The following is a 25366-nucleotide window of genomic DNA, read 5'->3' as shown; positions in this document are numbered from 1 at the left end:
GCATCAGGAAGATCGATATGGACATACGCGACGAGGACAGTGCCAAGGGCGGACGCTACGTCACTGGGGAACCGGGCCAGGAGGCAATGATGACGTTCTCCCGCGCCTCGCCGCGGCTGATCATCATCGACCATACCGAAGTGCCGGACATCTATCGCGGCCAGGGCGTCGGTCGCGAACTCGCGCTGCATGCGGTCGAAGCCGCCCGAGCCGGTGGCTGGAAGGTCATCCCGCTCTGCCCGTTCTTCAAGGCGCAGGTGGAACGGCATCCGGAATGGCAGGATATCATCGCACATTGAGTATGCCACGATTTCGGCCATAACTGCTTTCAAGCTTTTCTCACGCCGAGCGCGGGGGAGATAGCATGCAGTGGCCTGAATGTTCCGGTGGCAGATTGCTGATGCTCGTTTGTCTCTCGGTTCTGCTTCTGGCGCTCTCTGCGACCCGCATTCCAGTCGACCTCTTCAAAGCCGATCGTGTGGTGGTCGAAAAATTTGCGCGACGACTGGTGCTGTTGCGCGAAGGGCATGTCATGGCCGTCTACCGTGTGTCGCTGGGAGGCAATGCCTCGGGGCAGAAACGCCGTGAAGGTGACCAGAAGACGCCGGAGGGTGTTTATCGACTCGATTGGCGCAACGGCAAAAGTATGGCTTTCAAGTCGATCCATATCTCCTATCCGGACGCCGACCAGGTCACCTTGGCGGAACAGCAGGGATATGATCCGGGCGGCATGATCATGATCCACGGCCAGCCGAACTATCTCGGCTGGGCAGGTCCGTTCATGCAGCTTTTTGATTGGACGGATGGCTGTGTAGCGGTTACCAACGTCGAGATGCAGGAAATATGGGACATGGTTCCCAACAACACGCCGATAGAAATCAGACCGTGACCGAAGACAAAGCCTTATATGCGCCCATTGATCCCATCAAAGCCGGCCTGACCTGTTCCTGCCCGCGCTGCGGCCAGGGCAGGCTGTTCGATGGCCTCATCAAGCTCAGGCCAGCCTGCACGGCCTGCAAGCTCGATTATTCCTTTGCCGATTCCGGCGATGGGCCGGCAGTGTTCGTCATCATGATCATCGGTTTCATCGTCGTCGGTCTCGCCCTTTGGGTTGAGGTGACCTACAGTCCGCCGCTCTGGCTGCATTTGATCATCTGGATTCCGCTGGCCATCGTGCTCAGCCTCTGGCTGCTTCGGGTGATGAAAGCCGTGCTGATCGCGCTGCAATACCGCAACAATGCGCGCCAGGGCGAGATTGATCGTGGCTGAGGGTGCCGTCAAGCCGTCGCTCCGGATCGGCACATTCATTGCGCTCGGCGTGGCTTTTCTTATCCTCATCTCGCTCGGCACCTGGCAGGTCGAGCGGTTGCAGTGGAAGGAAGGCCTGATTGCCGAGATCGATGCGCGTCGCACCGCTGCACCAATCGCGGCCGATCAGGCGCTTGCGGACATCGCCAAGGGTGTCGACATTGACTATCGCGCGATTGCACTCACCGGCCGCTTCGACCATGCCAAGGAACGTTATTTCCTCGCCACGAGCGACGGCGCGCCGGGCTTCTACGTCTATACGCCGCTGACGCTCGCCGATGGCCGCATTGTCTTCATCAACCGCGGCTTCGTGCCAGACGAGTTGAAGGATCAGGCAAAACGCAAGGCGGGCGAGATCGAAGGCGACGTCACGGTGAATGGGCTTGCGCGTGTCAAGCTGACGGTCAAGCCGTCCTTCATGGTGCCGGACAACGAGCCTGCCAAGAACCTGTTCTTCTGGAAGGACATGGCCGCGATGGCCGCAAGCGCCGGTCTTGACGGCACCAAGGTACTGCCCTTCTTCGTCGACGCTGGCTCAGCGCCGAATCCCGGCGGCCTTCCGCTCGGTGGCGTCACTCAGATCGACCTGCCCAACAATCATCTCAGTTATGCCGTCACGTGGTATGGGCTTGCGGCGGCGCTTGTGGTGATCTCGGCGCTGGCCATGCGCCGCAAGGCGCGCTAGATCAGAATGAAAGAGTGAGCGGAAGGCAGGTCATGGACATTCTCTCAGATTTGCTTGTGGCGGCGGTCGCGCTGCTGCACCTCTATTTTCTCTATCTCGAAATGTTCCTGTGGACGAGGCCAACAGGCCTGAAAATCTTTCGCAATACGCCGGAACGTGCCGAAATAACCAAGGTCCTGGCAGCCAACCAGGGCCTTTACAACGGCTTTCTCGCTGCTGGCCTCTTCTGGTCGCTCATGGAACCAAGCCGTATTTTCGAATTCTATATCAAGATGTTCTTTCTCGCTTGCGTTGTGATCGCCGCATTGTTCGGCGCCGCGACCGTGTCGCGGCGCATCCTCTATGTCCAGGGCTTGCCGGCACTTGTTGCGCTGGTTATTACCGTCGGCTTCGACAATCCCTATTTTGATATGACGGACTGCTGCGGCAAGCCGCAGACCGCTCAATCCACGATGAAACAGCTCAGATGATCGAAACGAACAATCCGCTCACCATCCGCCTTTGCGCTCCGCGCGGCTTTTGCGCAGGCGTCGACCGCGCCATCCAGATCGTCGTGCTGGCGCTGAAAGCCTATGGCGCGCCCGTCTATGTCCGCCACGAGATCGTCCACAATCGCTATGTCGTCGAAGGTTTGGAGGCCAAGGGTGCGATCTTCGTCGAGGAACTCGGTGAGATTCCTGAAGCCCATCGCGCTCAACCGGTGGTCTTCTCGGCGCATGGCGTACCGAAATCCGTGCCTGCCGACGCCAGGGCACGCAATCTCTTCTATCTCGATGCGACATGTCCGCTCGTGTCGAAGGTGCACAAGCAGGCGCTACGTCACCAGCGTCTTGGCCGACACGTGATCCTGATCGGCCATGCCGGCCATCCGGAAGTGATTGGCACAATGGGCCAGCTTCCGGATGGCGCTGTGTCGCTGCTCGAAACCGTCGAAGATGCCGAGCGCTACCAGCCGGCAGACCCCGAAAAGCTCGGCTTCGTCACCCAGACGACACTCTCGGTCGATGACACCGAAGGCGTGATCGCCAAGCTCAAGGAGCGTTTCCCGGCCTTGCAGGAGCCGGCTGCCGATTCGATCTGCTATGCCACCACCAACCGCCAGGAGGCGGTCAAACTCGCCGCACCCGGCTGCGACCTCTTCCTGATCGTCGGCGCCCCGAATTCCTCCAACTCCAAGCGACTGGTGGAGGTGGCGCTGAAGTCCGGCGCTAAACATGCGGCGCTCGTCCAGCGCGCGTCCGAGATCGATTGGGACGCCTACGGCACGCTCGCTACGGTGGGGCTGTCGGCCGGCGCATCCGCGCCCGAAGTGATAGTCAACGAAATCATCGACGCCTTCCGCGCCCGTTACGACACCACGGTCGAGCTGGCGGAAATGGCCGAGGAGAACGAGCATTTCCTCGTCAACCGCGAACTGCGCAACATCGAGCTGACCCATGCGGACATGGCGTGGGTTAATGGCTGACGATCACGGACACCACCTCCTTGGAAATCCTGGGTAAAATAATTGGTGTCATTTTTTTCGTCGTGGTGGTCGCTTGGTTCATTATATTGGTGCGATCGTTCTTTATCGCGTGGATTTCTCTGGCTCGGATAATTTCGAGCGTAAATAAACAGACACGGCAGCTTTCTACCGACGAACCGCTGAAGGGCGCCCAGAGGCTATCAAGGTCCTATGAGGTTCGCGGTAAGGCATGGCTTGATCCGAGGCTTGCTGAACAGAAAAAGCGACTGGCCATCCACGCCTCGATCTACGCTGCTTCATTCCTCGTTGGCGTCGCATTTATGGCTTTAACGAAGAAAGTTCACGGGGTAGATCAGACCGACCATCCCGCATGCAATGTTGAGCTCAACGTCTCAAGAACTGGAACAGGAACGAGAACTTGGCCGTCTACACCGATATCACCGAGGACGAACTCGCAAAATTCCTGTCCGACTACGAAGCAGGCGCGCTGATGTCCTACAAGGGCATCGCTGAGGGTGTCGAAAATTCCAACTTCCTTCTGCATACCAGCACGGCTCCCTATATCCTGACGCTTTATGAGAAGCGTGTCGATCCGGCCGACCTGCCGTTTTTCCTCGGCCTGATGCAGCATCTTGCCGATCGCGGCTTGTCCTGCCCTCTGCCGGTGGCGCGCCGTGACGGAAAATTGCTCGGAGCGCTCGCTGGCCGGCCGGCGGCCTTGATCTCCTTCCTTGAAGGCATGTGGCTGAGAAAGCCTGAGGCGCGGCATTGCCGCGAAGTTGGTGCGGCTCTTGCCCAGATGCATCTGGCGGGGGAGGGGTTTACGATCCCACGGCCAAATGCGCTCGGCGTTTCCGGCTGGCGGCCGCTCTGGGAGAAATCCGAGCCGCGCGCTGATGAGATCGAACCCGGATTGATTTCCGAAATCCGCACTGAACTCGCCTTCCTCGAAAACCATTGGCCTTCCGGTCTGCCTGCCGGCGTGATCCATGCCGACCTGTTCCCGGACAATGTCTTCTTCCTGGATGATCATCTATCAGGGCTCATCGACTTCTATTTTGCCTGCAACGACTTCTTCGCCTATGACCTGTCGGTCTGCCTCAACGCCTGGTGCTTCGAGAAGGACTGGTCCTACAACATAACCAAGGGCATGGCGCTGATCGAAGGCTACCAGTCGGCCCGCCGGCTCTCCGAAGCCGAGATCGCGGCACTGCCGCTGCTTTGCCGTGGCTCGGCGCTGYGCTTCTTCCTCACTCGCCTCTACGACTGGATCATGACGCCGGCCGGCGCACTGGTGACCAAGAAAGACCCTATGGAATATATGCGCAAGCTGCGCTTTCACCAGCATGTGAAAAACGCCGCCGAATACGGCCTTGTTCTGCCGGTGACCGCATGAAGCATGTCGATGTGTTCACCGACGGCGCTTGTTCCGGCAATCCTGGCCCGGGCGGCTGGGGCGCCATCCTGCGCTACGGCGATGTCGAGAAGGAATTGTTCGGTGGCGAGGCCGAGACTACCAACAACCGCATGGAACTGATGGCCGCCATTTCGGCGCTCCAGGCGCTGAAAGTGCCCTGCGAGATCGACCTCTATACTGACAGCGCCTATGTCAAGGACGGCATCACAAAATGGATTTTTGGCTGGAAAAAGAACGGTTGGAAGACCGCTGACAAGAAGCCGGTGAAGAATGTCGAACTCTGGCAGGCATTGGAAGAGGCACAGCACAAGCACAAGGTGACGCTGCACTGGGTCAAGGGCCATGCTGGGCACCCGGAGAATGAACGTGCCGATGAACTGGCCCGCAAGGGGATGGAGCCGTTCAAGAGGCGTTAGCGGCTTTCGATTTGCCGATCAGGATATCTGTGGGAATGCCAAGCTTCTCATGCACGGCACGGATCATCTCCAGCGACAGCGGCGGCCGCCCACTCAAGAGGTCGGAAATCCGCGATTTGGGAAACCCGATCAATTCCGCAAGCCCGGCCTGGTTGAGATCCATCTGATCCATGCGGAAGCGGATGGCTTCCAATACCGTCGGCTGCCCCAAAGGAAACATGGTTTCTTCGTAGCGCGCGACGCGAATAGCCAGTGTCTCCAGCATGGCAAGATCGGCATCGTCGGGTGTTTGAAGCGCCATGATACGGCCGATCACGTCGATCGCCTGTTCGTGCTCTTTCGGCGTGTCGATGGCTGTCGTCCTATCCATCCAACGCTCTCCGCTATGTTCGACCGGCAGTCTGCCCTTGTTGCAATACTCGCTTTCTCGATGTCACGCCACAGCCTTGTCTTCGGCATCCCCTTCGTCACTCAGGTCCGCGACTGCGGCACGCAACCGCCCGATATTGGCGTCTTCCAGGTCCGGAAAGATTGTCGCAAGCGGTGCCGGCCGGCCGAGATAATAACCCTGGGCGGAGTCGCAGCCTTCGGCGCGCAGGATCGCCAGCTGGTCGCGGGTTTCGATGCCTTCCGCCAGAACCGGGATGGCCAGGCTCTTGCCGAGCGCCAGCACGGCGCGGATGATCGAGCGCGCCTGCTCGCTGGTCTCCAGCTCCTCCATGAAGGTGCGGTCGAGCTTGATCTTGTCGAAGGGGAAGGCGCGCAACGTGTCGAGTGAAGAATAGCCGGTGCCGAAATCGTCGAGTGCAATCGTGACGCCAAGCTTGCGGATCTCCTGCAACTGCATCAACGTGCGTTCCTTGTCGTGGATGATCGCTGATTCCGTCAGTTCCAGCTCCAGCTTCACCGCTTTCATACCGGTCTCGGCAAGAATGTCGGCGACGAGCCCAGGCAGGTTGGGATGCAGGAACTGGATCGGCGACAGGTTGACGGCGACGCGCAGGTCGAGCGCCGCAAATTCGGTGCAGGCGGTGCGTAGCACCCATTCGCCGAGTTGCAGGATGAGGCCGCTTTCCTCGGCCAGCGGAATGAATTCAGACGGCGGGATATAGCCGCGTTGCGGATGCTGCCAGCGCAACAGCGCTTCATATCCGGTGATCTGCTTTTCCGACACCGAGGTCTGTACCTGGTAGAAGACTTCGAGCTGATCGTGTTCGAGCGCGTGGCGAAGTTCGGCGGCGAGCTCGCGCCTCGTGCGGACGGCTTCGTCCATCACATTGTCGAAGAAGCAGATCTTGTCGGCGATCTCGGTTTTGGCACGATAGAGCGCTAGGTCGGTATTGTTGACCAGCGTCGTGTCATTGGCGTCATCGGGATAGATGCAGATGCCAATACTGGCGCCGACCATGAGCTCGCAGTCGTCGATGGTGAAGGGTTGCAGCAGCTGGGCGCGCAGTTTCATCAGCGTCTTGCGCAATGTGTTGCGGTCGCCGACCGGCATGATGATCGAAAATTCGTCGCCGCCGATACGGGCGATGAACAGGCTGCCGTCGTTGAAGTCGCGCATGCGTTGCGCCAGGATTTTCAGCGTCTCGTCGCCAGCGGAATGGCCGCGCAAATCATTGATTTCCTTGAAGCGGTCGAGATCGATTGCGGCAAGCGCAAATCTCTGTCCACCATTGGCGGCGAGCTTGATGCGGGCGTCGAGATGCTCGTTATAGGAGGCGCGGTTGGCGAGCCCGGTCAGCGGGTCGCTCATTGCCATGTGCTTGAGCTGGCTCAGCGAATGCGCCCGGGTCTGGCCATCGATGAGATAGCTCGCCAGCACGGCGCCGACAATCATCAGGCTGACCAGCGCGACGGAAAGCGCCATAGCCTGCATTGCTGCCGGATTGGTATAGTCCTTGTAGATCACCAGCGGCGTCAGCCGGAAGGCTGTCATGCCGGTGAAATGCAGGCTGACGATCGCAAGCGTCAGCAGGCCGACGGCGGCCAAATTGCTGTCGAGTTTATGGTCGCGGCGGCTCGCCACATGCACCGCACATGCGGTGATGACCGCGGCAAGCACAATGGAAGCGACCAGATATCGAATGTCCCATTCGACCACGCCTTCTGCCACATAGGCCATCATGCCGGTATAGTGCATGGTGGCGACCGAAAAGCCGACCATCGCGCCACCCGCGGCAGGCGCCCAACGGGTATGGATCATGCCGGCCACCATCAGACCTGCAAACGAGCCGATCAGGGCAACCATGAGCGAGATGATCGTCAGAACGGGGTCGAACGAGACCGGCGTGCCTGGCTCATAGGCGATGATGGCGATGAAATGCGTTGCCCAGATCGAGGCACCCGCCGCTGTCGCCGCCAGGAACTGCCATCCGATGGCCTCCGCACCGCTCGTGCCGCTGCCGCGTCGATGTAGCCTGACAACAGCCCAGCAGCCGGCCACACAGACCACGGCGGCTACGAGCACGAGCCAGATATTGTGCTGCTCGACGATGCAATTTATAACAGAAATCATGAGGAAATACGACCGTATGGAATGCCTGACAGGCCTCAATGTCGGGATTTATTATTGAAATATAATTAAGCAGCAGCGTAGGCATCTTGTATGATTAATGAATAATCTTTGATGTTTGCCAGACACTTATCTCGAGCCGTGAAGGATTCAGCCGGTCATTGGAATGACTGCAACTTACGCACGATTTCCTTGCCGGCGACGATAGCGCCTTCGATATAGCCAGGAAAAGACAAGGCCAATTCCGATGCGGCGAATTGCAGGTTTGGCAGTCCTTCCCGCAGGACATCTTCAGCATCGGCCGAATGCAGGTCGACGATCACGTCGCTATAGGCGCCGCCGGTCCAGGCATCATCCACCCAATCGCGCAATTCGATCTCGCTGGGTCTGCTCGCTTCCTCACCCAACGCCACCGTCAATTGATCGATAAGAAAGGCGCGCAATGCGGCTTCGCCCTCTTCATGCCATCGGCTAGCCGCGGGGCCGCCGATGAAAACCACGATCGCACCTTTCCCATCGCCGCGTGAGACATCGCAGGCAAAGAAGCCTCTCGGCTCGCGCCACATGATCGAGCCGCTCTGGCCACGTTTCCGCCAGAACGGCCGTGGGTAACGGATGAGAATCTTGACGACGGCGCCGCTGCCCCAGCCTTTGAGTGCGCCTGCCAGACGAGCGGAGAGGGCGGGTTCGAAAACGATCCGCCGCGCCATCACCGGCGGCACGGCGATGATGGCGCATGCAGCCTCGAAACAGCGATCGCCGCAAAAGATTTCGACGCCATCGCCGTGATGGCGGATGCGCGTCACCGGCGAACCCAGGAGAAGCCGGTCGCTCAGCGTCGCTGCAAGGTCCTCGGCCAGCGCATGCATGGTTTCGGCGAGGAAGAATTCCAGTTCGAAAATTTCGTTGGTGATGCGCCGGTCGCTCGATGCAAGATAGAGAAAGGAGATTTCCGAAGCCGAGCGGCACCACAACCCGTCCACCAGCCTGAGGAAGCCGTTTCTGACGTCGTCGTCGACATCCTGGCGCGCAACCCATTCCGCCACCGTCATTGTTTGGACGGCGGGGTCGGCGAGATCCCAGGCCCGCATCCGCTCGCGTAGCGCATCGACCCCTGCGAGCGCCGCATAACCTCTTTCCAGCGACATCGGCGGCTGGAAGACGATGTCGCCGTCGAAGTGGGGTCTGACGAAGGTCTTGCCATGCGCCTTGGCGAGCGCCGTCACCTCAGGCATATCCTCGCACAGAAACTGCCCGCCGGTGTCGATACGCGTTCCATCGGCCAGTATCCGGGATTCGACACGGCCGCCGACGCGGTCGCGTGCCTCGATCAGCAGCACATCACGGCCGGCCTGGCAAAGTGCCGTCGCTGCCGACAGCCCGGTAAAGCCGCCGCCGATAACGATCACATCGTGCCGCGCCATGATGAAGTCTCCGCAAGTGACAGAAATGATTGCGGCATGTTTTCACATATTGAATGGATGTTCAATCAGCGAAATGGCGGCGGCACCCGAACCGGAGCGAGGACCGCCTGGAAGGGAAGCTGACTTCAGATCTGGCCCAGCAGCGTTGCCGCGCCGGAAATCTCCGCTTCGCCCGTCTTCTCCTCGACATTGAGCTGCACCACTGTGCCGTCCTTGATCAGCATCGAGTAGCGCTTCGAGCGCAGGCCAAGCCCACCGCCGGAAAGGTCCACTTCAAGTCCGAGCGCCTTGGTGAACACGGCATTGCCGTCGGCAAGGAAGCGGATCTTGCCTTCGCCGCCGGAGGCCTTGGCCCAGGCATTCATCACGTGATGGTCGTTGACGGAAACGACGGCGATCTCGTCGGCGCCCTTGGCGAAGAAGGCATCGCGGTTTTCGAGGAAACCGGGGAGGTGATTGAGCGAGCAGGTGGGCGTGAAGGCACCCGGCACGCCGAACAGTACGACAGTCTTGCCGGCGAGCAGACTGGCGATGCCGATATCCTTGACACCATCGGCAGTCTTTTCCTTGAGCGTGACGGCAGGGACTTTGTCTCCGATTGCAATGGTCACCGGATTCTCTCCTCGGTTCGGTTGGTGGATGGCTTGGCTTGGTGGTGGGTTATTTCAGGGCGAGCGTGGCTTCCATCGCCCGCCCCGCAGATTTGACGAGCAATGTCACGGTCGCACCGGCGAGTTCCTTCGGCAGCCGGTTGACCGGATAGCGCACCGTGGCCTTGCCGGCATCGACGATGACAGTGGGCCTGCCCAACAGCAGCCCTTCGGAGGGCGCTATGGCGACATCCGGCATCTCCTTGCCGGGAATGGTCAGGGTCGCTTCGAACGAGGCGCCGCCTGCCGTGAGCCCGGACTTGATGATCTCGAAATCGGCGGATGGCAGTTCGGGTAGCGCCGCCTTGGCCATCTGAATGTTCATGAATTCGTCAGCTTGAGGCCGGCTGGAATCGGTAAGCGACAGATCGAAATGCGACTGAAACGGCAGGCAGATATTGCTGCATAGACCGACCAACACATCCGCGGAGAGTTTTGACGGTTCGGCGGGCTTGGGCTTTTCGAGTTCGAGCACGATGCCAACAGGCGCATGATAGCCGATGAAGCGGCCAGCCTCGTCCATGCCGATCTCCGGCGTCGGATAATCGACCTTTACCAGTTTGAGGTTCTCCGCGCCGGAGAGATCGATCTGCGGCGGCACACCGGCATCGCCGGGATTGCGCCAATAGGTTTTCCAGCCGGGCGCCGGCTGGATTTCGAGCAGCGCGGTCAGTCTTCCGTTGCCGTCATCGCTGAGCGCCGAAAGCCGCATGCGTCCGCCTTCCGATGTCGCCCAATCGCTGATGGCGGCAAGCGCGGTGGAGGCTGTCAGCAGGGCGACAAGCGCAACCCCATGTGCCGCAATGCTTTTCATGCGCATCCTCGATCCATGCATTTCAAGGTCTGTCTTTTACGTCTCCGTGTTTACGAAAAAAAGGCCCCAAATGCATCTTCGTCCTTTTCATTTCACCGTGAATTGATAGGCTGTCCGCATGGTTGATATCAAGACGCTGAAGAACAAAGGCGAGCGTGGTTTTCTTGACGGTCAGTTCCTGATCGCCATGCCGGGGATTGGCGACAGCAATTTTTCCAAAGCCGTGGTCTATATCTGCGCCCATTCGAGCGAAGGCGCCATGGGCTTCATCATCAACCAGCCGCAGCAGCTCTCCTTCGTCGACATCCTGCTGCACCTCAAGGTGATTGCCGATGAGGATGCGATCCTGCTGCCGGATTCGACCCGCGATATCCCGATCCAAAAGGGCGGCCCGGTGGAAACCGGCCGCGGCTTCGTGCTGCACAGCGATGATTACCTGACGCAGTCCTCGATCCCGGTAAGCGACGAAATCTGCCTGACCGCGACAGTGGACATCATTCGCGCCATGTCCCGCGGCAAGGGACCGAGCAAGGCGACGCTGATGCTCGGCTATGCGGGCTGGGGCGCCGGCCAGCTCGAGGCCGAGATCGGCAACAATGGCTGGCTCTCCTGCCCCGCCGACGAGGACCTGATCTTCGAACGCAGTCTCGAAGGCAAATACAATCGCGCGCTGGCGCTGATGGGCATCCAGCCCGCCATGCTGTCCATGGAAGCCGGGCACGGCTAAGAAGAGGAGAGAGCCTCCTCCGCTCTACATCTCACTTGGTATTGTACGGCCCTTCGTCGATCCCGGCAAACATGCGCGTCAAGCCACCCGGGTCGACTTCCTTGAGTGAGACGTTTTCCTTGGTGAACACGAACTGCATCGTGCTCTGGCCCGGGGGCAGTTGCACGGGGAATTGCGTGAGCTCGGAAAAGACGGTGTTTTCGCCATCCGTGGCGGCGACGCGAATCGGCAGCGTGAAGGCCGAGCCCGGCTTGCCAGCGGGGCCGATGACGAGGCGGCCATGCACGACGACGGTTGCCGTCAGCCCATTTGCGGTCTGGAAGCACTGGCGTGTCGTCTGGTCGAGCGTCGCCTGCATGACCAGCGAATTGGGATCGTTGGCCTGTGGCGGAGGCGCAGGTTCGTCTTTCTTCTTCTTGATGCGCTTCTTCGGCTGGTTGGCATATTGGGCGTAGACCGCGGTGCCCTCGCGCAGATAGACGAACGGGCACTGGCCCTGCACCACGACCGGCGTTTTGGAATCGGTCGGCGCCGGCGCCTCGTCCTTCTTCTTGCTGAAACTGAATGTTTCGGTTGTTGAGCAACTTGCTGCGAGCGCGACGGCCGTCAGCGAAGAAAGCATCCTGAGGTATTTGCCGGACACTGGCGCCCCCCTGTTGAATTCACGAAATCGACGGATTGTCGCCGCTTTTTATCTTGTGCAATCAGACCTTTTCATGGCCTGCAGGTTTGGTCTATATCAGCGGCAAAATAAAAAATCGATTGGCCACAACAAAGATTCAGCCATTTTCGGGGCCATCGCGGGCGCAAAGGGAACAGTCGACCCGTGGCCTTGCTGATAGCTTCCGCGGCGGCTGATACAACGGACGGACGAGGTGGATAGGTGCGGTATGTTTCGACCAGGGGCCAGGCCCCGGTGCTCGGATTCTCGGATGCCCTGCTGACGGGGCTGGCACGCGACGGCGGGCTCTATATACCTGAAGAATGGCCGCATTTCTCCAAAAAGGAAATTCGCGATTGGCGCGGCAAGACCTATCAGGAGATCGCCGAAGCCGTGCTGACGCCGTTCGTCGGCGGCGAGATCGAGGCTGCCGATCTCAGGAAGATGATCGACGAGGCCTATGCCACCTTTCGCCATCCGGCCGTCACGCCGCTGGTGCAGACCGGCCCGAATTCCTTCATCCTCGAACTCTTCCATGGCACGACCCTGGCCTTCAAGGACGTCGCGATGCAGTTGCTCGCCCGCCTGATGGACTGGGCGCTCACCAAGCGTGACCAGCGCGCCACCATTGTCGGCGCGACCTCGGGCGACACAGGCGGTGCGGCGATCGACGCTTTTGGTGGCCGCGAGCGCACCGATATCTTCATCCTCTTCCCGGAAGGCAAGGTCTCGCCGGTGCAGCAGCGGCAGATGACCACGACGAAGCACGCCAATGTGCATGCCATCGCGGTCAAGGGCACGTTCGACGACTGCCAGAACCTCGTCAAAGAGATGTTCAACGACACGCCGTTCCGCGACCGCATGCAGCTTGCCGGCGTCAATTCGATCAACTGGGCGCGGATCATGGCCCAGATCGTCTACTATTTCACCTCGGCGATTTCACTCGGCGGCCCGGACCGCAGGATTTCGTACACGGTACCAACAGGCAATTTCGGCGATATCTTTGCCGGCTATGCCGCCAAGCGCATGGGCCTGCCGATCGGCAAGCTKGTCATCGCCACCAATGAGAACGACATTCTCGATCGCACGCTGGAAAGCGGCCGCTACGAGATGAAGGGAGTCAAGGCGACGACCTCGCCGTCGATGGACATCCAGATCTCTTCCAATTTCGAGCGCCTGCTGTTCGAGGCTTTTGACCGCGACCCAGCCAAGGTGCGGGCGGCAATGGATGGGCTCAAGCAGTCGGGCTCGTTCACCATAGAAGAGACGGCGCTCGAGGCCATCCGCAAGGATTTCAAGGCGGTGAGTGTAGTTGAAGCGAAGGTGAACCGCACCATCCGCAAGGTCAATGAAGAGATCGGCTACGTGCTCGATCCACATTCGGCGATCGGCTATTCTGCCGCCAAGAAGACCGAGAAAATCAACTCCCCTATGGTGACGCTGGCCACGGCGCACCCGGCAAAATTTCCCTTGGCTGTAGAAAAAGCTTGCGGTATTAGTCCCGCACTGCCATCGTGGCTCGATGACCTCATGATTAGGGAGGAGCGCTTCGACGTGCTCAATGCGGACATAAAGACGGTGGAAAATTTCATCGCCGAGCATGCCCGGATCGGGAACTGACCGGCGCCGTAATTGCTCATGAATGTAAAGTCCACTACGCTTCCTTCAGGCCTGACCGTCGTCACTGAAGAGATGCGTAATCTCGATAGCGTCGCTCTCGGCGTTTGGGTGAAATCCGGGGCGCGCAACGAGGCTGCGGACGAGCACGGCCTGGCCCACCTCCTCGAACACATGGCCTTCAAGGGCACGACACGCCGTAGCGCGCGTCAGATCGCCGAGGAGATCGAGAATGTCGGCGGCGAAGTCAACGCTGCCACGTCCACTGAATCCACCTCCTATTATGCCCGCGTGCTGAGCGACGATGTGCCGCTCGCCGTCGACATCCTCGCCGATATTCTGACCAATTCGGTCTTCGACGAGGAGGAACTCGAGCGCGAGAAGAATGTCATCCTGCAGGAGATCGGCGCCGCCAACGACACGCCGGATGACATCGTCTTCGATAAATTCTCCGAAACCGCCTTCCGCGGCCAGACCATCGGTCGTCCGATCCTCGGCACGCCCGGCTCCGTGATGGCTTTCAAGTCGGATGAGATTCGCCGCTATCTAGGGCGCAATTATGTCGCCGACCGCATGTTCGTCGTCGCCGCTGGCGCCGTCCGCCATGAACACATGGTGGCGGAAGTCGAAAAGCGCTTCGAAAACCTGCCGACCAAGCCGACCGCGCCCTTCATCATCGAGCCGGCACGCTATCTCGGCGGCGAAGTTCGCGAGGATCGCGACCTGATGGATGCGCAGGTGCTGCTCGGCTTCGAGGGCAAGGCCTATCATCAGCGCGACTTCTACTGTTCGCAAATCCTCGCCAATATCCTCGGCGGCGGCATGTCGTCTCGCCTGTTCCAGGAAGTGCGCGAAATCCGCGGCCTCTGTTATTCGGTCTACGCCTTTCATTGGGGTTTCTCCGATACCGGCATTTTTGGCATCCACGCGGCAACCGGCAGCGAGAATCTGCCGGAACTCACGCCGGTCCTCGTCGAGGAGCTCCGCAAATCGGCCGAGAACATCAGGCAGGAAGAGATCGACCGCGCTCGTGCCCAGATCCGTGCTCAACTGCTTATGGGCCAGGAAAGCCCGGCCGCCCGCGCTGGCCAGATTGCCCGACAGATGATGCTCTATGGCCGACCGATCCCGAACTACGAACTGATGCAGCGACTTGCCGACATTACGCCTGATCGCCTGACCGACCTCGCCGGTCGTCTGTTCTTCAACACCACGCCAACGCTTTCGGCCATCGGGCCAGTCGCACACCTGACGTCCTATAGCGACCTTACCCATGTGCTCGGCGGTGCATCGGCGCACAAGACTGCTGCGGAATAGGCCTGCGGTAGGTCAGGGATGGCGCGATCGGTGTTCGGCTTCCTGTCCAGGCAAACAGCGTCGGAGGAGATTGCAGGCCCGGAACACTATTTCCGGCTGCCGCGTAATTCCGACTACAAGGCTTGGTATACGCTGCGCAGCGAGAGCCGTTCCTTTCTCGAACGCTGGGAGCCTGCCTGGGAATCGGACGCCTTGACGGAGGCGGCGTTCCGCAATCGCGTCATCCGCTCCAATCAGGAATTCGCCTCCGGCATTGCGCTGCCGCTCCTGCTTTTCTCACGCCGCACCGATGACCTGCTCGGTGGCCTGACCATTGGCCATATTCGCCGCGGCGCCTCGCAATCCTGCATGATCGGCTATTGGATGGGCGAGCGGCATGCCGGGCGGGGGCACATGAGCGCCGCCGTTAACGTCACTGTCCAGCACATCTTCCAACGACTGAACTTGCACAGGATCGAGGCTGCCTGTATTCCGGAAAACGAACGCTCTATCCGCTTGCTTGAAAAAGCCGGATTCCAGCGCGAAGGATACATGCAGGACTATCTGAAAATAAGAGGCGAATGGCGCGATCATCTTCTCTATGCGCTGATCGCCAATAAGAACACCAGGTACGGGGCCGGAATAGTTTGACCATAACTGCAAAAAAGCCGAGCGCCCCCGGCACGGGCGGGTGCCTTGCTGCACTGTTGTTTCTGGTCGTTCTGATTCTGCCTTTTTCCGCCTTCGCTTTGGAACCGGTGAAGATTTCACGTGAAGACAAGGCACTCGACCTGACGAGCGTGGCCGAAATCTACGCCAATCAGGGCGAGGCACTGCAGGTATCGACGGCGGCCGGCACCGACGGCATCGTCCGCCGCATCGAAGTGCGCGCCACGTCCAAGCATCACAATGGCGACTGGGCGGTGTTCGCGCTTGCCAATGTCTCCGATGAGCAGCTCGAGCGGCTGATCGTTGCGCCGCATTACCGCCTGGTCAATTCCAAGATTTTCTGGCCGGACCTCGGTTCCGACCGCATCCTGGCGATCACCCCGAGTGAAGGCTTTGCGCTCGACCGGGTGCAGAACAATGATGCCGATGTCTTCTCGATCACGCTCAATCCCGGCTCGGTGATCACGTTCGTCGCCGAGATCACCTCGCCGAAGCTGCCGCAGCTCTATCTCTGGGAACCCGAGGCCTACAAGGATACGGTCAACGCGTTTACGCTCTATCGCGGCATCGTGCTCGGCATTGCCGGCCTGCTCGCGGTGTTCCTGACCAATCTCTTCGTCATCAAGGGTACGTCGATGCTGCCGGCGACGGCGGCACTTGCCTGGGCGGTGCTCGCCTATGTCTGCGTCGATTTCGGCTTCCTCGAACAGCTCTTCGGCGACCGCACGCTCGATGAGCGCATATGGCGCGCCGGCGCCGAAGTTGCGGTCGCCTCGGGGCTGGTGATCTTCCTCTTCACCTATCTCAATCTGAGCCGCTGGCACGCCAATCTCGCCTATGCCACGCTGGCCTGGGTGCTCGGCCTTGGCACGCTGTTCGGCGTGGCGATCTATGATCCGTCGATTGCCTCCGGCATTGCCCGGCTCTCCTTCGCGCTGACGGCGGTGGTCGGCAGCGTGCTGATCATCTTCTTGGGCTTCCATCGCTATGATCGCGCCATCCTGCTGATCCCGTCCTGGCTGGTGGTGCTCGCCTGGCTGTTCGGCGGTTGGCTGACGATAACCGGCGAACTCGACAACGACATCGTCCAACCGGCGCTGGCCTTCGGCCTCGTGCTGATCGTGCTGCTCATCGGCTTCACCGTCATGCAGCATGCCTTTGCCGGCGGCGCTTATCAGCAAGGCCTGTTCTCCGATCTCGAACGTCAGTCGCTGGCGCTGACCGGTTCCGGCGAGACGATCTGGGACTGGGATGTGTCGCGCGATCGCGTCACCACTATTCCCGACATCGCCGTCAAGCTCGGTGCACTGCCGGGATCGCTGCACGGACCAGCGCGCAACTGGTTGCCGCGGCTGCATCCCGACGACCGCGACCGCTTCCGCGCCACGCTCGACATCCTGCTGGCGCAAAAGCGCGGCCGGCTCTGCCATGATTTTCGCGTCCGCGCCGAGGACGGTCAATATCATTGGCTGTCGATCCGCGCTCGGCCGGTCCTGTCAGGCAATGGCGAGATTTCCCGCTGTGTCGGCATTGTCGAAGACGTGACGGAACAGAAGAACATTGTCGAACGGCTGCTCAACGACGCGCTCAACGACAATCTGACTGGTCTGCCAAACCGCCAGCTCTTCCTCGATCGCCTGCAGTCGCTACTGGCGCTGGCGTCGCGGGAAGCCGAAATGCGGCCCACCGTACTCAGCATCGACATCGACCGCTACAAGCAGGTCAATGACGCGCTCGGTATCRCCGCCGGCGACAATATCCTGATCGCGCTCACCCGCCGCCTGCGCCGCTTGTTGCAGCCCCAGGATACGCTCGGCCGGCTCGCGGGTGATGAGTTCGGCATCATTCTGGTCTCCGAAAGCGATCCCGCCCGGATCGCCGATTTTGCCGAGGCCGTGGCCAAGGCCATTTCCGTGCCGATCAACTTTGCCAATGAGGAGATCATCCTCACAGCCTCGATCGGCGTCGTCTCCTGGACGGATCCGGCAACCACCGCCGAAGGTCTGCTCAACGACGCGGAACTTGCCATGTACCGTGCCAAGAAGAGCGGCGGCGATCGCGTCGAACCGTTCCAGCCCGCCTTCCGCATGGCCGTATCCGACCGGCTGCAGCTCGAAAGCGATCTGCGTCGTGCCATCGAGCGCAAGGAACTGTCGATGGTCTACCAGCCGATCGTGCGGCTGGACGATGCCGAGATTGCCGGCTTCGAGGCGCTGATGCGCTGGGATCACCCCAGGCGCGGCAGCGTGCCGCCGTCTGAATTCATTCCGCTGGCCGAAAGCGCCAATTTCATCAGTGAGCTCGGTATCTTCGCCTTCGAGCGTGCCACGGCCGACCTGTCTTCATGGCTGGGTCAGACGGGCGAGGTGCCATTCTTCGTCTCGGTCAACCTGTCGAGCGCGCAACTGATCAATTCGAGCCTGACTGACGACATTCGCCGGGCGCTCGACCGCTCCGCCTGCGACCCGGATCGCTTCAAGCTCGAACTCACCGAGAGCCTGGTGATGGAAAATCCGGAACAGTCGCGGCTGGTGCTGGAAAAGCTGCGCGAGATCGGCATCGGCCTGGCGCTCGACGATTTCGGCTCCGGCTTCTCCTCGCTCGGCTATATCACGCGTTTTCCGTTCGATACGCTGAAGATCGACCGCACGCTGGTTCGTGACCAGAGCGAAAAGCGCGACGTGCTGCTGAAGGCCATCGTCTCCATGGCCAATGAACTCGGCATGACCCTGGTCGCCGAGGGCATCGAGAGCGAAGAGGACGCAATCAAGCTCGGCGAGATGGGCTGCCAATATGGTCAGAGCTATTATTTCGGACCGCCGATCGGCGCCGATTCCGTTCTGCGATTGCTGAAAGAACGTTTCCCGCTGACGAAGCGGGCCTGAAGCGTAAACCTCAGGCGAGCTCGCGCCAATTCTTCAAAGCCTCGACCATCTGCGGCAGTTCCACCATGCGCGAGATCACCGTTTCGGCGCCGGCATCGGTCAGGCGGTCGGCATGTGTCGGGTAGGTGTGCGAACCACCGGTGAAGCCGATCACCCGCATGCCGGCGGCGCGCGCCGCATGAACGCCATGGGTGGAATCCTCGATCACCAGGCAGCGCGACGGGTCCGCACCGAACTGCTTGGCCCCATGCAGATAGATATCCGGCTTCGGCTTGGCGCGATCCGGGCCCAGGTCCTTGGCGGAATAGATATGCGGCGCGAAATAGGGTTTGAGCCCGACCTTGCTCAGCATCATATCGAGGCGCGGGCTCGACGAATTCGAGCAGATGCAGCGCTGCTCGGTGATCTTGGAGAGCGCGAACTTGACGCCGTCGATCATCTTGACACGTTGGGCGAGAGCAGTATCGAGCAGCTTTTCCGACTTGTCGATCAGCGAGGCCGACAGCGGAATGTCGGCTTCCTTCTCGATCGTCAGCAGGATGTTCTTCCAGTCCATGCCGGCGAAACGCACGCACATGTCCTCGGCGGTGATGTCGAAACCGGCGTCCCGCAGCAGCTTCGATTCCACCTGCGCGGCGATGATTTCGGAATCGACGAGCACGCCGTCGCAGTCAAACAGAATAAGATCGAAGCCAGACATTTGGAAAATCTCGCGAGGAAGGGGGAAATCTATTGCCCGGCTCAGTACACGATTGGCGTCGGTGAAACAATGCCGGTTGCTGCATGGCTAATATTCGCTGCGATTGACGCGAATAAGGCGGCGAATGCCTCTATTGCACCCGCAACAGGTTTCGGAGGATCAGACCATTCGGTCCGAAATCCGCTTTTCCCAGCCCGCATATGATGCCGCGGCGAAACCGTAAGAGGCGCGGTACCTGCGCTTTGACCTGCTGTGTAAAAATCCGCATGTCGCGTGATCCGGGTGCAACGCGCATTCCCTGCCGGCGTGCGATCTGCTCGAAGACAACGCGATTGACATGGAGGTTCGGGCAAAGCCGCGTGGTGGAAACGGCCTCGACAAGCCGCTGTGTGATCGGAATAGGACGCGTGGCCGCGTCCGCGGAATCGGCAAAGACAACACCGTAGATGAGGACCGCGATCGAAGCGCAGTGCAGGCCGACAGTCGGAAACGCCATGGATGCTCCTGTAATGGACCCGTCAACCTAATGTGAAACAAGACCATTCCATGACGCATCGACAGATAGCGATCAGACCTCGAGCATGATCCTGTCGATAGGATCGCTTGATTCCACGAGCCGATGGGCCGCATGGGTGGTGTCGTGACCTTGAGCCGCTCGAACCATGCGCCCGGCCTTTATCGCATATTGCCGGTATGGCCCTGCGAATACCGGCCCGGCTGCGGCCAGACCGTCAGTCCGTGCGGCTCGACGCCCACCGGTATCTTCACCACCGAGCCAGTGGTCGTATCGAAGCAATAGACTTCGCTGTCGAAACGGCCTGAAAGCCACAATTGCTTGCCATCGGCGCTGACATTGCCCATATCCGGGCTGCCGCCGCCCGGTATCGGCCATTGAGCGATCACCGAGCGCGTCGCAAAGTCGATGACGGTAACGCTGCCCGGGCCGTTCGGATGTCCACTCTCCATCTTTCGCGACCCGCGGTTCGAAACGTAAAGCTTGGTTCCATCGCGGCTGACCACGAAGCCATGCGCGCCGATGCCGGTGGGGATGAAGCCGATCTCGGTAAAGCTGGCGCCGTCGATGAGGAAAACGCCGTCATTCATCATGTCGGCGACGTAGAACACCTTGCCGTCGGGGGAAAGTCGGACATCCTGCGGCATGCCCATCTTCGACAGCATGAGATTGCCGAGGACCTTGCCATTGACGAGATCGATCTTCACAAGCCCACCTTTGCCGTATTCGCAGGTGAAGATCGCATAGGAATTATCCGCGGCAAAATCTGCGTGGTTGATGCCGTGGCAGGTCGGCGTCTTGATCACCGATTTCAGCTTCATGGTCTGCGGATCCCGTAGATCGAGCTGTTTCAGGGCCTCGTCGACGATGATCGCCGAACTGCCGTCCGGCATGAAATACATGTTATAGGGATCCGCCACCTTGATGGCTTTTCCGGGCTTGCCGGTCAGCGGATCGATCGGCGTCACGCTGCCCCTGTTGGTGCGGCTGGCATTGTTGGCCACCCACAGCGTCTTCATATCCCAGGAGGGGACGACGTGCTGTGGTTTCAGGCCGACCCTGAAACGATCGACTTCCTTCATCGTCGCCGGGTCGATGACGGAGACGCTGTTGGACGAACGGTTCGGCACGTAGACGCGTGCCAATGCGCCAGTCACCGCCGGATTGAGATGGCCCGCCGTCGTATGGCTGTAAATATTGACCGCGACAGCTGGATCGACCTTAACCGGAGCCGCCTTGTCCACAACCACCTTGTCGGCAGCCGGCAATGTCTCGGTTTTTGTCTCTTTCGACGCCGCTGCGCAGTCTTTCATGCAGGGCATGTCACCGGCCGACGCCGCGCCGGCGAACAACATCAGGAGGAAGGCCCCGGGCACGCAGGACACGACAAAGCGTTCAAATATCGAGGTCATTTCGCTACCTGGTGTGCAACGAAGCTGCGGATCGCTTCCGTTGTGCCATTGATGATGAGATCTATGCCGAGTTGCCCGAACGCGGCAGAGGCGTGCGCCGGATTGCCACCGTAAACACCGTCACTTGCCCCCAGCTTGCTGGAAAGCTTGTCCATCCGGACCTTCGACGGGTCGACCGCAAGCATCAGCGACGTGTCGGCGAGGGCGGCGTGCGTGCCGAGCTCCGACTTCTTCGCCCCGGCTTCCAACAGCTTGTCGACATAAGGGCCTTGGGTGATCTTATAGTAGACGAGCGCCGCGAACACGCGGGCCGAACCCTTCCATTTGGCATTGAGCCTATCGGCGACAGCCTTTTCGCTCGTCTGATAGCCACCATGATCGCCGATCAGCACAATCGTCGTAAAGCCGGCATGTCTGAAGCTCGCCGCGGCCGATTCGAGAAGTTGCTCGAAGGTCGCGGTTTTGACGGTGATCGTGCCGGGAAACTTCATGTGTCCGGTAGGCGGGTCGATATCGCCCTCCGGTACATAGGAAACCACGGGTGCGACCAGTGCATTGCCCAGTTTCTCGGCAATCTTCTCGGCGAGAAATCTTGCCCGCACATCATGCTTGCCGAGCGCCATCTGGGGGCCGCTCTGCTCGACGCCGCCGATCGGAATGATGATCGTCGTCATTCCGGCCTTGATCTTGTCGCGAAGCTCGGTCCAGGTCTGATCTTCGAGAAAGACGGACGCGTTGGCTGTCGCAGCACTCGACAGAAGAACACAGAGAGTGAGAAGCGTTGCAAAGGCGAGCCGGAGGTCGGAAACGTATCGGGAAATCATCTGGCACCGTTCAAGGAAATCGCGCCACAAGTAACGTGAACTGGTGTCATTTCCATAAATCCAAGGACAGCAATAGAAACCGCGTCATAATGTCTCGTTCGGTGCGGCTACGGTTTCAATCAACCTTCAGCACGATCTTGCCGATATGATCGCTCGATTCCATCAGTCGATGAGCCTCGACGACAGCGCCGAAATCGAAAACCTTGTTGACGATAGGCGCCACCGTGCCGGCTTCGATCAGCGGCCAGACTTTTTCGCGTAGCTCGTTGGCAATTTCACTCTTCTCCGCCGCCGTCCGCGGCCGCATGGTCGATCCCATGACCTTGAGACGCTTGACCATGATCGGCGTCAGATTGGCCTTCTCGACCACGGCGCCCCCCAGGAAGGCGATGATCGATAGACGTCCGTCGCGGTTCAGGCAGCCGAGGTTGCGGTCGAAATAGGCGGCGCCGATCATGTCGAGGACCACATCGACACCGCTTCCTGGCGCTTCGGCCTTGACCACGGCGGCAAAGTCTTCGCTTTTGTAGCTGATTGCCCGCGTGGCGCCCAATTTGCGGCAGGCCTCCGCCTTCTCCTCGTTGCCGACCGTCGTGAACACCTCGGCGCCGATTGCCTTGGCGAGCTGGATCGCCGTCGTGCCGATGCCGCTCGATCCGCCATGGATGAGCACGGTCTCACCGGCCTTGAGCCCGGCCATCATGAAAAGGTTGGCCCAGACCGTGAAGAAGGTTTCCGGCAGTGYCGCCGCCCGGAGTGCATCATAGCCTTTCGGCCAGGGGAGTGCCTGTGCCGCCGGCACCGCCGCATATTCGGCATAGCCGCCTCCATTGGCGAGCGCGCAGACCTTGTCGCCAATGGCAAAGCCCTTCGCCTGGCTATCGACCGCCACAACTTCGCCGGCCACTTCGAGACCGAGGATCGGGCTCGCACCCGGCGGTGGCGGGTAGCTGCCCTGGCGCTGCGCAATGTCGGGCCGGTTGACGCCGGCCGCCTCGACGCGGATCAGGATGTCGCCCGGCTTCGGCACCGGCAGCGGTCCCTGCGCGACCACCATGGCGTCGGGGGCTCCGGGTGTCGGAAGGTCGATGAAACGCATCTGTTCGGGCAGGGTCATGCGGGCTCCTCTTCTTGGCGAAGCGGTTTACCCCCAAAAGCCGCGGCTGCAAAGGCGCCGCGTCACGCGGCTCTCAATGCTGCGAAATAGCGTTCTCGTCCAGCCGCGCATAGCTCAGTCCGGTGACGCTCTTCTTGGCTTCGGCCTTGATGCCGGCAATCGCGGCGCTGATCTTGTTGAGGTCCTCGATCATCAGGCCTTCGGGCACTTCAAGCACGCCAACCGAGCAGCGCATGATCGCGATCTGTCGCTCTTTGCCATCACGATCATGGCCGATCATATAGCCGCGCTGCCGGTCTTCGCTGGAATAGAGGCTCTGCACTTCGGTGCGAAAATCACCCATCAGGCTTTCGAGCGTCACCGCCATATGCTGATGATCGCAACCCTGCAGGCCGATGAAGAAATCGTCGCCGCCCACATGGCCGATAAAATCCTTGCCGCTGAAAACGTGCTTGCGCATCAGGCCGGCAAACAGTGTGATCGCCCTGTCGCCGACATGGAAGCCGTAAACATCGTTGAACGGCTTGAAGTTGTCGAAGTCGCAATAGCAGAGGAAACGAATGCGGTCGGCATCTTTCGTTGCTTTCCTGAGATGGTCGAGGATAGCGACATTGCCCGGCAGGCCGGTCAGAGGGTTCTGGTCGAGCGCCGTCTTCAACTGCTTGTCGTTGAGGATCTTGATCAGCGACGCCGCCGACATGGTGCCGGAATAGCGCATATTCTCGGTGAGAACGATGCATTGGCAGCCTTCCATATTGGCAAAGGCGGCAATCAGGTCGTCGGTGTCGGATTCGAGGCTGACGATTGGTGTCGGTTTGACGAAATAGGAAACGGAGCGCTGGTAATTGGGGTTCTTCAACAGGTCGCGGCCGAAGGGGTGATAGATATATTCCTTGAGCTGGCTCTCCTGGATGACGCCGCGCGGTTCGCGATTGGCATTCAGCACCGGAAAATAACTGGCATCGGGATTCTGGCGGAACATCTCGAAGACCCGCTCCATCGGATCGTTTTCGAACACAACCGGCGGGATTTCGATCTGACGCCGGATCAGGAGTTCGTCGACCGATGGGCCGGCCCGGCGATTTTTGGCGGGATCGACAAGATGCGGGAAGGATGACATCTGCTCGCTGACATTGACGGCGGGCCGGGCGATATACCAGCCTTGAACCATGTCGACACCGTAGTGGCGGCAGGCGAGAAATTCGGTTTCGGTTTCCACACCCTCGGCAATGACGCGAATGCCGAGCGCGTGCGCGGTGCCGACGATGTTGCGCACCAGATGCTGCTTCTTCGGCGTGCGGTCGATGGCGACGACAAAATGCCGGTCGATCTTCAGATAGTCGATCGGATAGTCGCAAAGCAGCTTGAATTCGCCGCGGCCGACGCCGAAATCGTCGATGGCGATTTTGAAACCGCAGCGGCGCATCTTGGCCATCAGCGCGCCGAATTCAGGAATTGCGGTGTTGTCGAACCGCTCGGACAGCTCGAAGCAGATCGACGACGGCGGGATGGAATGCATCCTGAGATGCCGGATCAGCACATCGAGAAGGATCTCGCCTTCCACGATCAGCCGCGCGTCGAGATTGAGGAACAATGTCGCCGAGCGCACATTCGGCAGCGAGGCGAATTTCGACAGCGCCCGGCCCGCCATCATCTGATCCAGCACCGCAAGCTGGCCATTTTCCGCCATCTGGTCGATCAATTCGAGCGGCGAGTTGAAACCCATCTGCTCCTGGCCGCGCATCAGCGATTCATAGCCGAACACGGCGCCTGTATTGACTTCGACCACCGGCTGTAACGCCGGATCGAGGACGAGCTTTGCCAGCGTGAGAAGCTTTTCGCCCACATAGCGCAGAGGAAACACATGCTGTTCGGAGACCGAGGCGGCACGTTTCAAAACTCCATACTGAAAAGGTCTTTGGCCCGAAACATCACTGAAATTCTTCAACAAACGGTTTGCCGGATGTGATAGTTCAGTGACAGGGGTGTATGCTGAAAATCGCTGCAACCGCGTGGCGGATGGGCATTCCGGCGTCGCAAACAGGATCGAAAATCACTCTCTCGACAAGGCAGTTCGGCGTTCAATACTGTCTAAAGAGAGGAACAGTTGAACGCATTCGAGAAACCGGAACGCGCCCGCATGTCAGCCCCGAAGCCCAATATTCTCATCATCATGGTCGACCAGCTCAACGGCACGTTCTTCCCCGATGGGCCGGCCGATTTTCTGCACGCGCCGCACCTCAAGGC

At 60.0% G+C, this 25366-nt stretch carries 24 protein-coding genes and 1 pseudogene; 13 read left to right on the top strand and 12 right to left on the bottom strand.

Annotated features, from left to right (window positions below):
- Window positions 1-17: 17 nt before the first annotated feature.
- The 8 genes and pseudogenes from AC1D06_RS10625 (at window position 18) to rnhA (ending at window position 5291) form a co-directional block, all read left to right on the top strand.
- Window positions 18-299, top strand: a complete 282-nt coding sequence (locus AC1D06_RS10625; RefSeq protein WP_477880149.1) for a GNAT family N-acetyltransferase — start codon at window positions 18-20, stop codon at window positions 297-299.
- A 65-nt stretch (window positions 300-364) separates the two neighbouring features.
- Window positions 365-889: a L,D-transpeptidase family protein gene (locus AC1D06_RS10620; RefSeq protein ID WP_477880147.1), complete on the top strand. Its 525-nt coding sequence runs from the start codon at window positions 365-367 to the stop codon at window positions 887-889.
- Window positions 886-1269 (top strand): DUF983 domain-containing protein, encoded by a 384-nt coding sequence (locus tag AC1D06_RS10615; protein ID WP_477880145.1) that lies wholly within the window; start codon window positions 886-888, stop codon window positions 1267-1269. The genes AC1D06_RS10620 and AC1D06_RS10615 overlap by 4 nt, the downstream gene beginning before the upstream one ends.
- Window positions 1238-1993 carry an SURF1 family protein gene (locus AC1D06_RS10610; RefSeq protein WP_477986198.1) on the top strand — a complete coding sequence of 252 codons (756 nt, stop codon included), beginning with the start codon at window positions 1238-1240 and terminating at the stop codon, window positions 1991-1993. The genes AC1D06_RS10615 and AC1D06_RS10610 overlap by 32 nt, the downstream gene beginning before the upstream one ends.
- 32 nt (window positions 1994-2025) lie before the next feature.
- Window positions 2026-2373, top strand: a pseudogene (locus AC1D06_RS10605) (DUF1304 domain-containing protein); the annotation flags it as partial.
- 86 nt (window positions 2374-2459) lie between these two features.
- Window positions 2460-3458 (top strand): 4-hydroxy-3-methylbut-2-enyl diphosphate reductase, encoded by a 999-nt coding sequence (ispH, locus tag AC1D06_RS10600; RefSeq protein WP_477880141.1) that lies wholly within the window; start codon window positions 2460-2462, stop codon window positions 3456-3458.
- A gap of 418 nt (window positions 3459-3876) precedes the next feature.
- Window positions 3877-4854: a homoserine kinase gene (locus tag AC1D06_RS10595; RefSeq protein ID WP_477986197.1), complete on the top strand. Its 978-nt coding sequence runs from the start codon at window positions 3877-3879 to the stop codon at window positions 4852-4854.
- The gene (gene rnhA, locus AC1D06_RS10590; RefSeq protein ID WP_477880137.1) at window positions 4851-5291 is read left to right on the top strand and encodes a ribonuclease HI; all 441 of its coding nucleotides are present in this window, start codon (window positions 4851-4853) and stop codon (window positions 5289-5291) included. The genes AC1D06_RS10595 and rnhA overlap by 4 nt, the downstream gene beginning before the upstream one ends.
- Here rnhA and AC1D06_RS10585 read toward each other — a convergent pair.
- From AC1D06_RS10585 to AC1D06_RS10565, 5 genes are all read right to left on the bottom strand, one after another.
- Window positions 5278-5661, bottom strand: a complete 384-nt coding sequence (locus tag AC1D06_RS10585) for a helix-turn-helix domain-containing protein (RefSeq protein ID WP_477880135.1) — start codon at window positions 5659-5661, stop codon at window positions 5278-5280. The genes rnhA and AC1D06_RS10585 overlap by 14 nt on opposite strands.
- A gap of 63 nt (window positions 5662-5724) precedes the next feature.
- Window positions 5725-7812, bottom strand: a complete 2088-nt coding sequence (locus AC1D06_RS10580) for a putative bifunctional diguanylate cyclase/phosphodiesterase (RefSeq protein ID WP_477880133.1) — start codon at window positions 7810-7812, stop codon at window positions 5725-5727.
- 155 nt (window positions 7813-7967) lie between these two features.
- A complete protein-coding gene (locus AC1D06_RS10575) occupies window positions 7968-9233 on the bottom strand; it encodes a flavin monoamine oxidase family protein (RefSeq protein ID WP_477986195.1) in 1266 nt (421 codons plus the stop codon).
- Between the two features lie 125 nt (window positions 9234-9358).
- A complete protein-coding gene (locus tag AC1D06_RS10570) occupies window positions 9359-9844 on the bottom strand; it encodes a redoxin family protein (protein WP_477986194.1) in 486 nt (161 codons plus the stop codon).
- 49 nt (window positions 9845-9893) lie between these two features.
- Complete coding sequence (locus tag AC1D06_RS10565; RefSeq protein ID WP_477986193.1) at window positions 9894-10697, bottom strand: protein-disulfide reductase DsbD domain-containing protein; 804 nt, start codon at window positions 10695-10697, stop codon at window positions 9894-9896.
- Between the two features lie 118 nt (window positions 10698-10815).
- On the opposite strand from AC1D06_RS10565, the gene AC1D06_RS10560 reads away from it, so the two are divergent.
- Complete coding sequence (locus AC1D06_RS10560; protein ID WP_477880126.1) at window positions 10816-11424, top strand: YqgE/AlgH family protein; 609 nt, start codon at window positions 10816-10818, stop codon at window positions 11422-11424.
- A gap of 31 nt (window positions 11425-11455) precedes the next feature.
- On the opposite strand, the gene AC1D06_RS10555 is transcribed toward AC1D06_RS10560, so the two are convergent.
- Window positions 11456-12067, bottom strand: coding sequence for a hypothetical protein (locus AC1D06_RS10555; RefSeq protein WP_477880124.1), 612 nt, complete (start codon window positions 12065-12067; stop codon window positions 11456-11458).
- Between the two features lie 240 nt (window positions 12068-12307).
- Here AC1D06_RS10555 and thrC point away from each other — a divergent pair, with 240 nt between their 5' ends.
- The 4 genes from thrC to AC1D06_RS10535 are packed head-to-tail and all read left to right on the top strand — an operon-like array spanning window position 12308 to window position 18552.
- Window positions 12308-13705, top strand: a complete 1398-nt coding sequence (gene thrC, locus AC1D06_RS10550; protein WP_477880122.1) for a threonine synthase — start codon at window positions 12308-12310, stop codon at window positions 13703-13705.
- 18 nt (window positions 13706-13723) lie between these two features.
- Window positions 13724-15019 carry a M16 family metallopeptidase gene (locus AC1D06_RS10545; RefSeq protein ID WP_477986284.1) on the top strand — a complete coding sequence of 432 codons (1296 nt, stop codon included), beginning with the start codon at window positions 13724-13726 and terminating at the stop codon, window positions 15017-15019.
- An 18-nt stretch (window positions 15020-15037) separates the two neighbouring features.
- Window positions 15038-15649 carry a GNAT family N-acetyltransferase gene (locus AC1D06_RS10540; protein ID WP_477986191.1) on the top strand — a complete coding sequence of 204 codons (612 nt, stop codon included), beginning with the start codon at window positions 15038-15040 and terminating at the stop codon, window positions 15647-15649.
- Between the two features lie 53 nt (window positions 15650-15702).
- Window positions 15703-18552: an EAL domain-containing protein gene (locus tag AC1D06_RS10535; RefSeq protein ID WP_477986283.1), complete on the top strand. Its 2850-nt coding sequence runs from the start codon at window positions 15703-15705 to the stop codon at window positions 18550-18552.
- Window positions 18553-18562: 10 nt separating this feature from the next.
- Here AC1D06_RS10535 and AC1D06_RS10530 read toward each other — a convergent pair whose 3' ends face one another.
- From AC1D06_RS10530 to AC1D06_RS10505, 6 genes are all read right to left on the bottom strand, one after another.
- Window positions 18563-19252 (bottom strand): HAD family hydrolase, encoded by a 690-nt coding sequence (locus AC1D06_RS10530; RefSeq protein WP_477986189.1) that lies wholly within the window; start codon window positions 19250-19252, stop codon window positions 18563-18565.
- A 130-nt stretch (window positions 19253-19382) separates the two neighbouring features.
- Complete coding sequence (locus AC1D06_RS10525; protein WP_477986188.1) at window positions 19383-19748, bottom strand: hypothetical protein; 366 nt, start codon at window positions 19746-19748, stop codon at window positions 19383-19385.
- A gap of 179 nt (window positions 19749-19927) precedes the next feature.
- Complete coding sequence (locus AC1D06_RS10520) at window positions 19928-21178, bottom strand: YncE family protein (protein WP_477986187.1); 1251 nt, start codon at window positions 21176-21178, stop codon at window positions 19928-19930.
- Complete coding sequence (locus tag AC1D06_RS10515; RefSeq protein WP_477986186.1) at window positions 21175-22002, bottom strand: creatininase family protein; 828 nt, start codon at window positions 22000-22002, stop codon at window positions 21175-21177. The genes AC1D06_RS10520 and AC1D06_RS10515 overlap by 4 nt, the downstream gene beginning before the upstream one ends.
- A gap of 115 nt (window positions 22003-22117) precedes the next feature.
- Window positions 22118-23119 carry an NAD(P)H-quinone oxidoreductase gene (locus AC1D06_RS10510; RefSeq protein WP_477986185.1) on the bottom strand — a complete coding sequence of 334 codons (1002 nt, stop codon included), beginning with the start codon at window positions 23117-23119 and terminating at the stop codon, window positions 22118-22120.
- A 73-nt stretch (window positions 23120-23192) separates the two neighbouring features.
- Complete coding sequence (locus tag AC1D06_RS10505) at window positions 23193-25016, bottom strand: EAL domain-containing protein (protein WP_477986183.1); 1824 nt, start codon at window positions 25014-25016, stop codon at window positions 23193-23195.
- Window positions 25017-25366: the final 350 nt, after the last annotated feature.

The organism is Rhizobium sp. P2_G2, assembly GCF_056403555.1.
The sequence above is the reverse complement of the archived record's forward strand: the minus strand, read 5'-3'. Positions and strand labels throughout refer to the sequence as shown.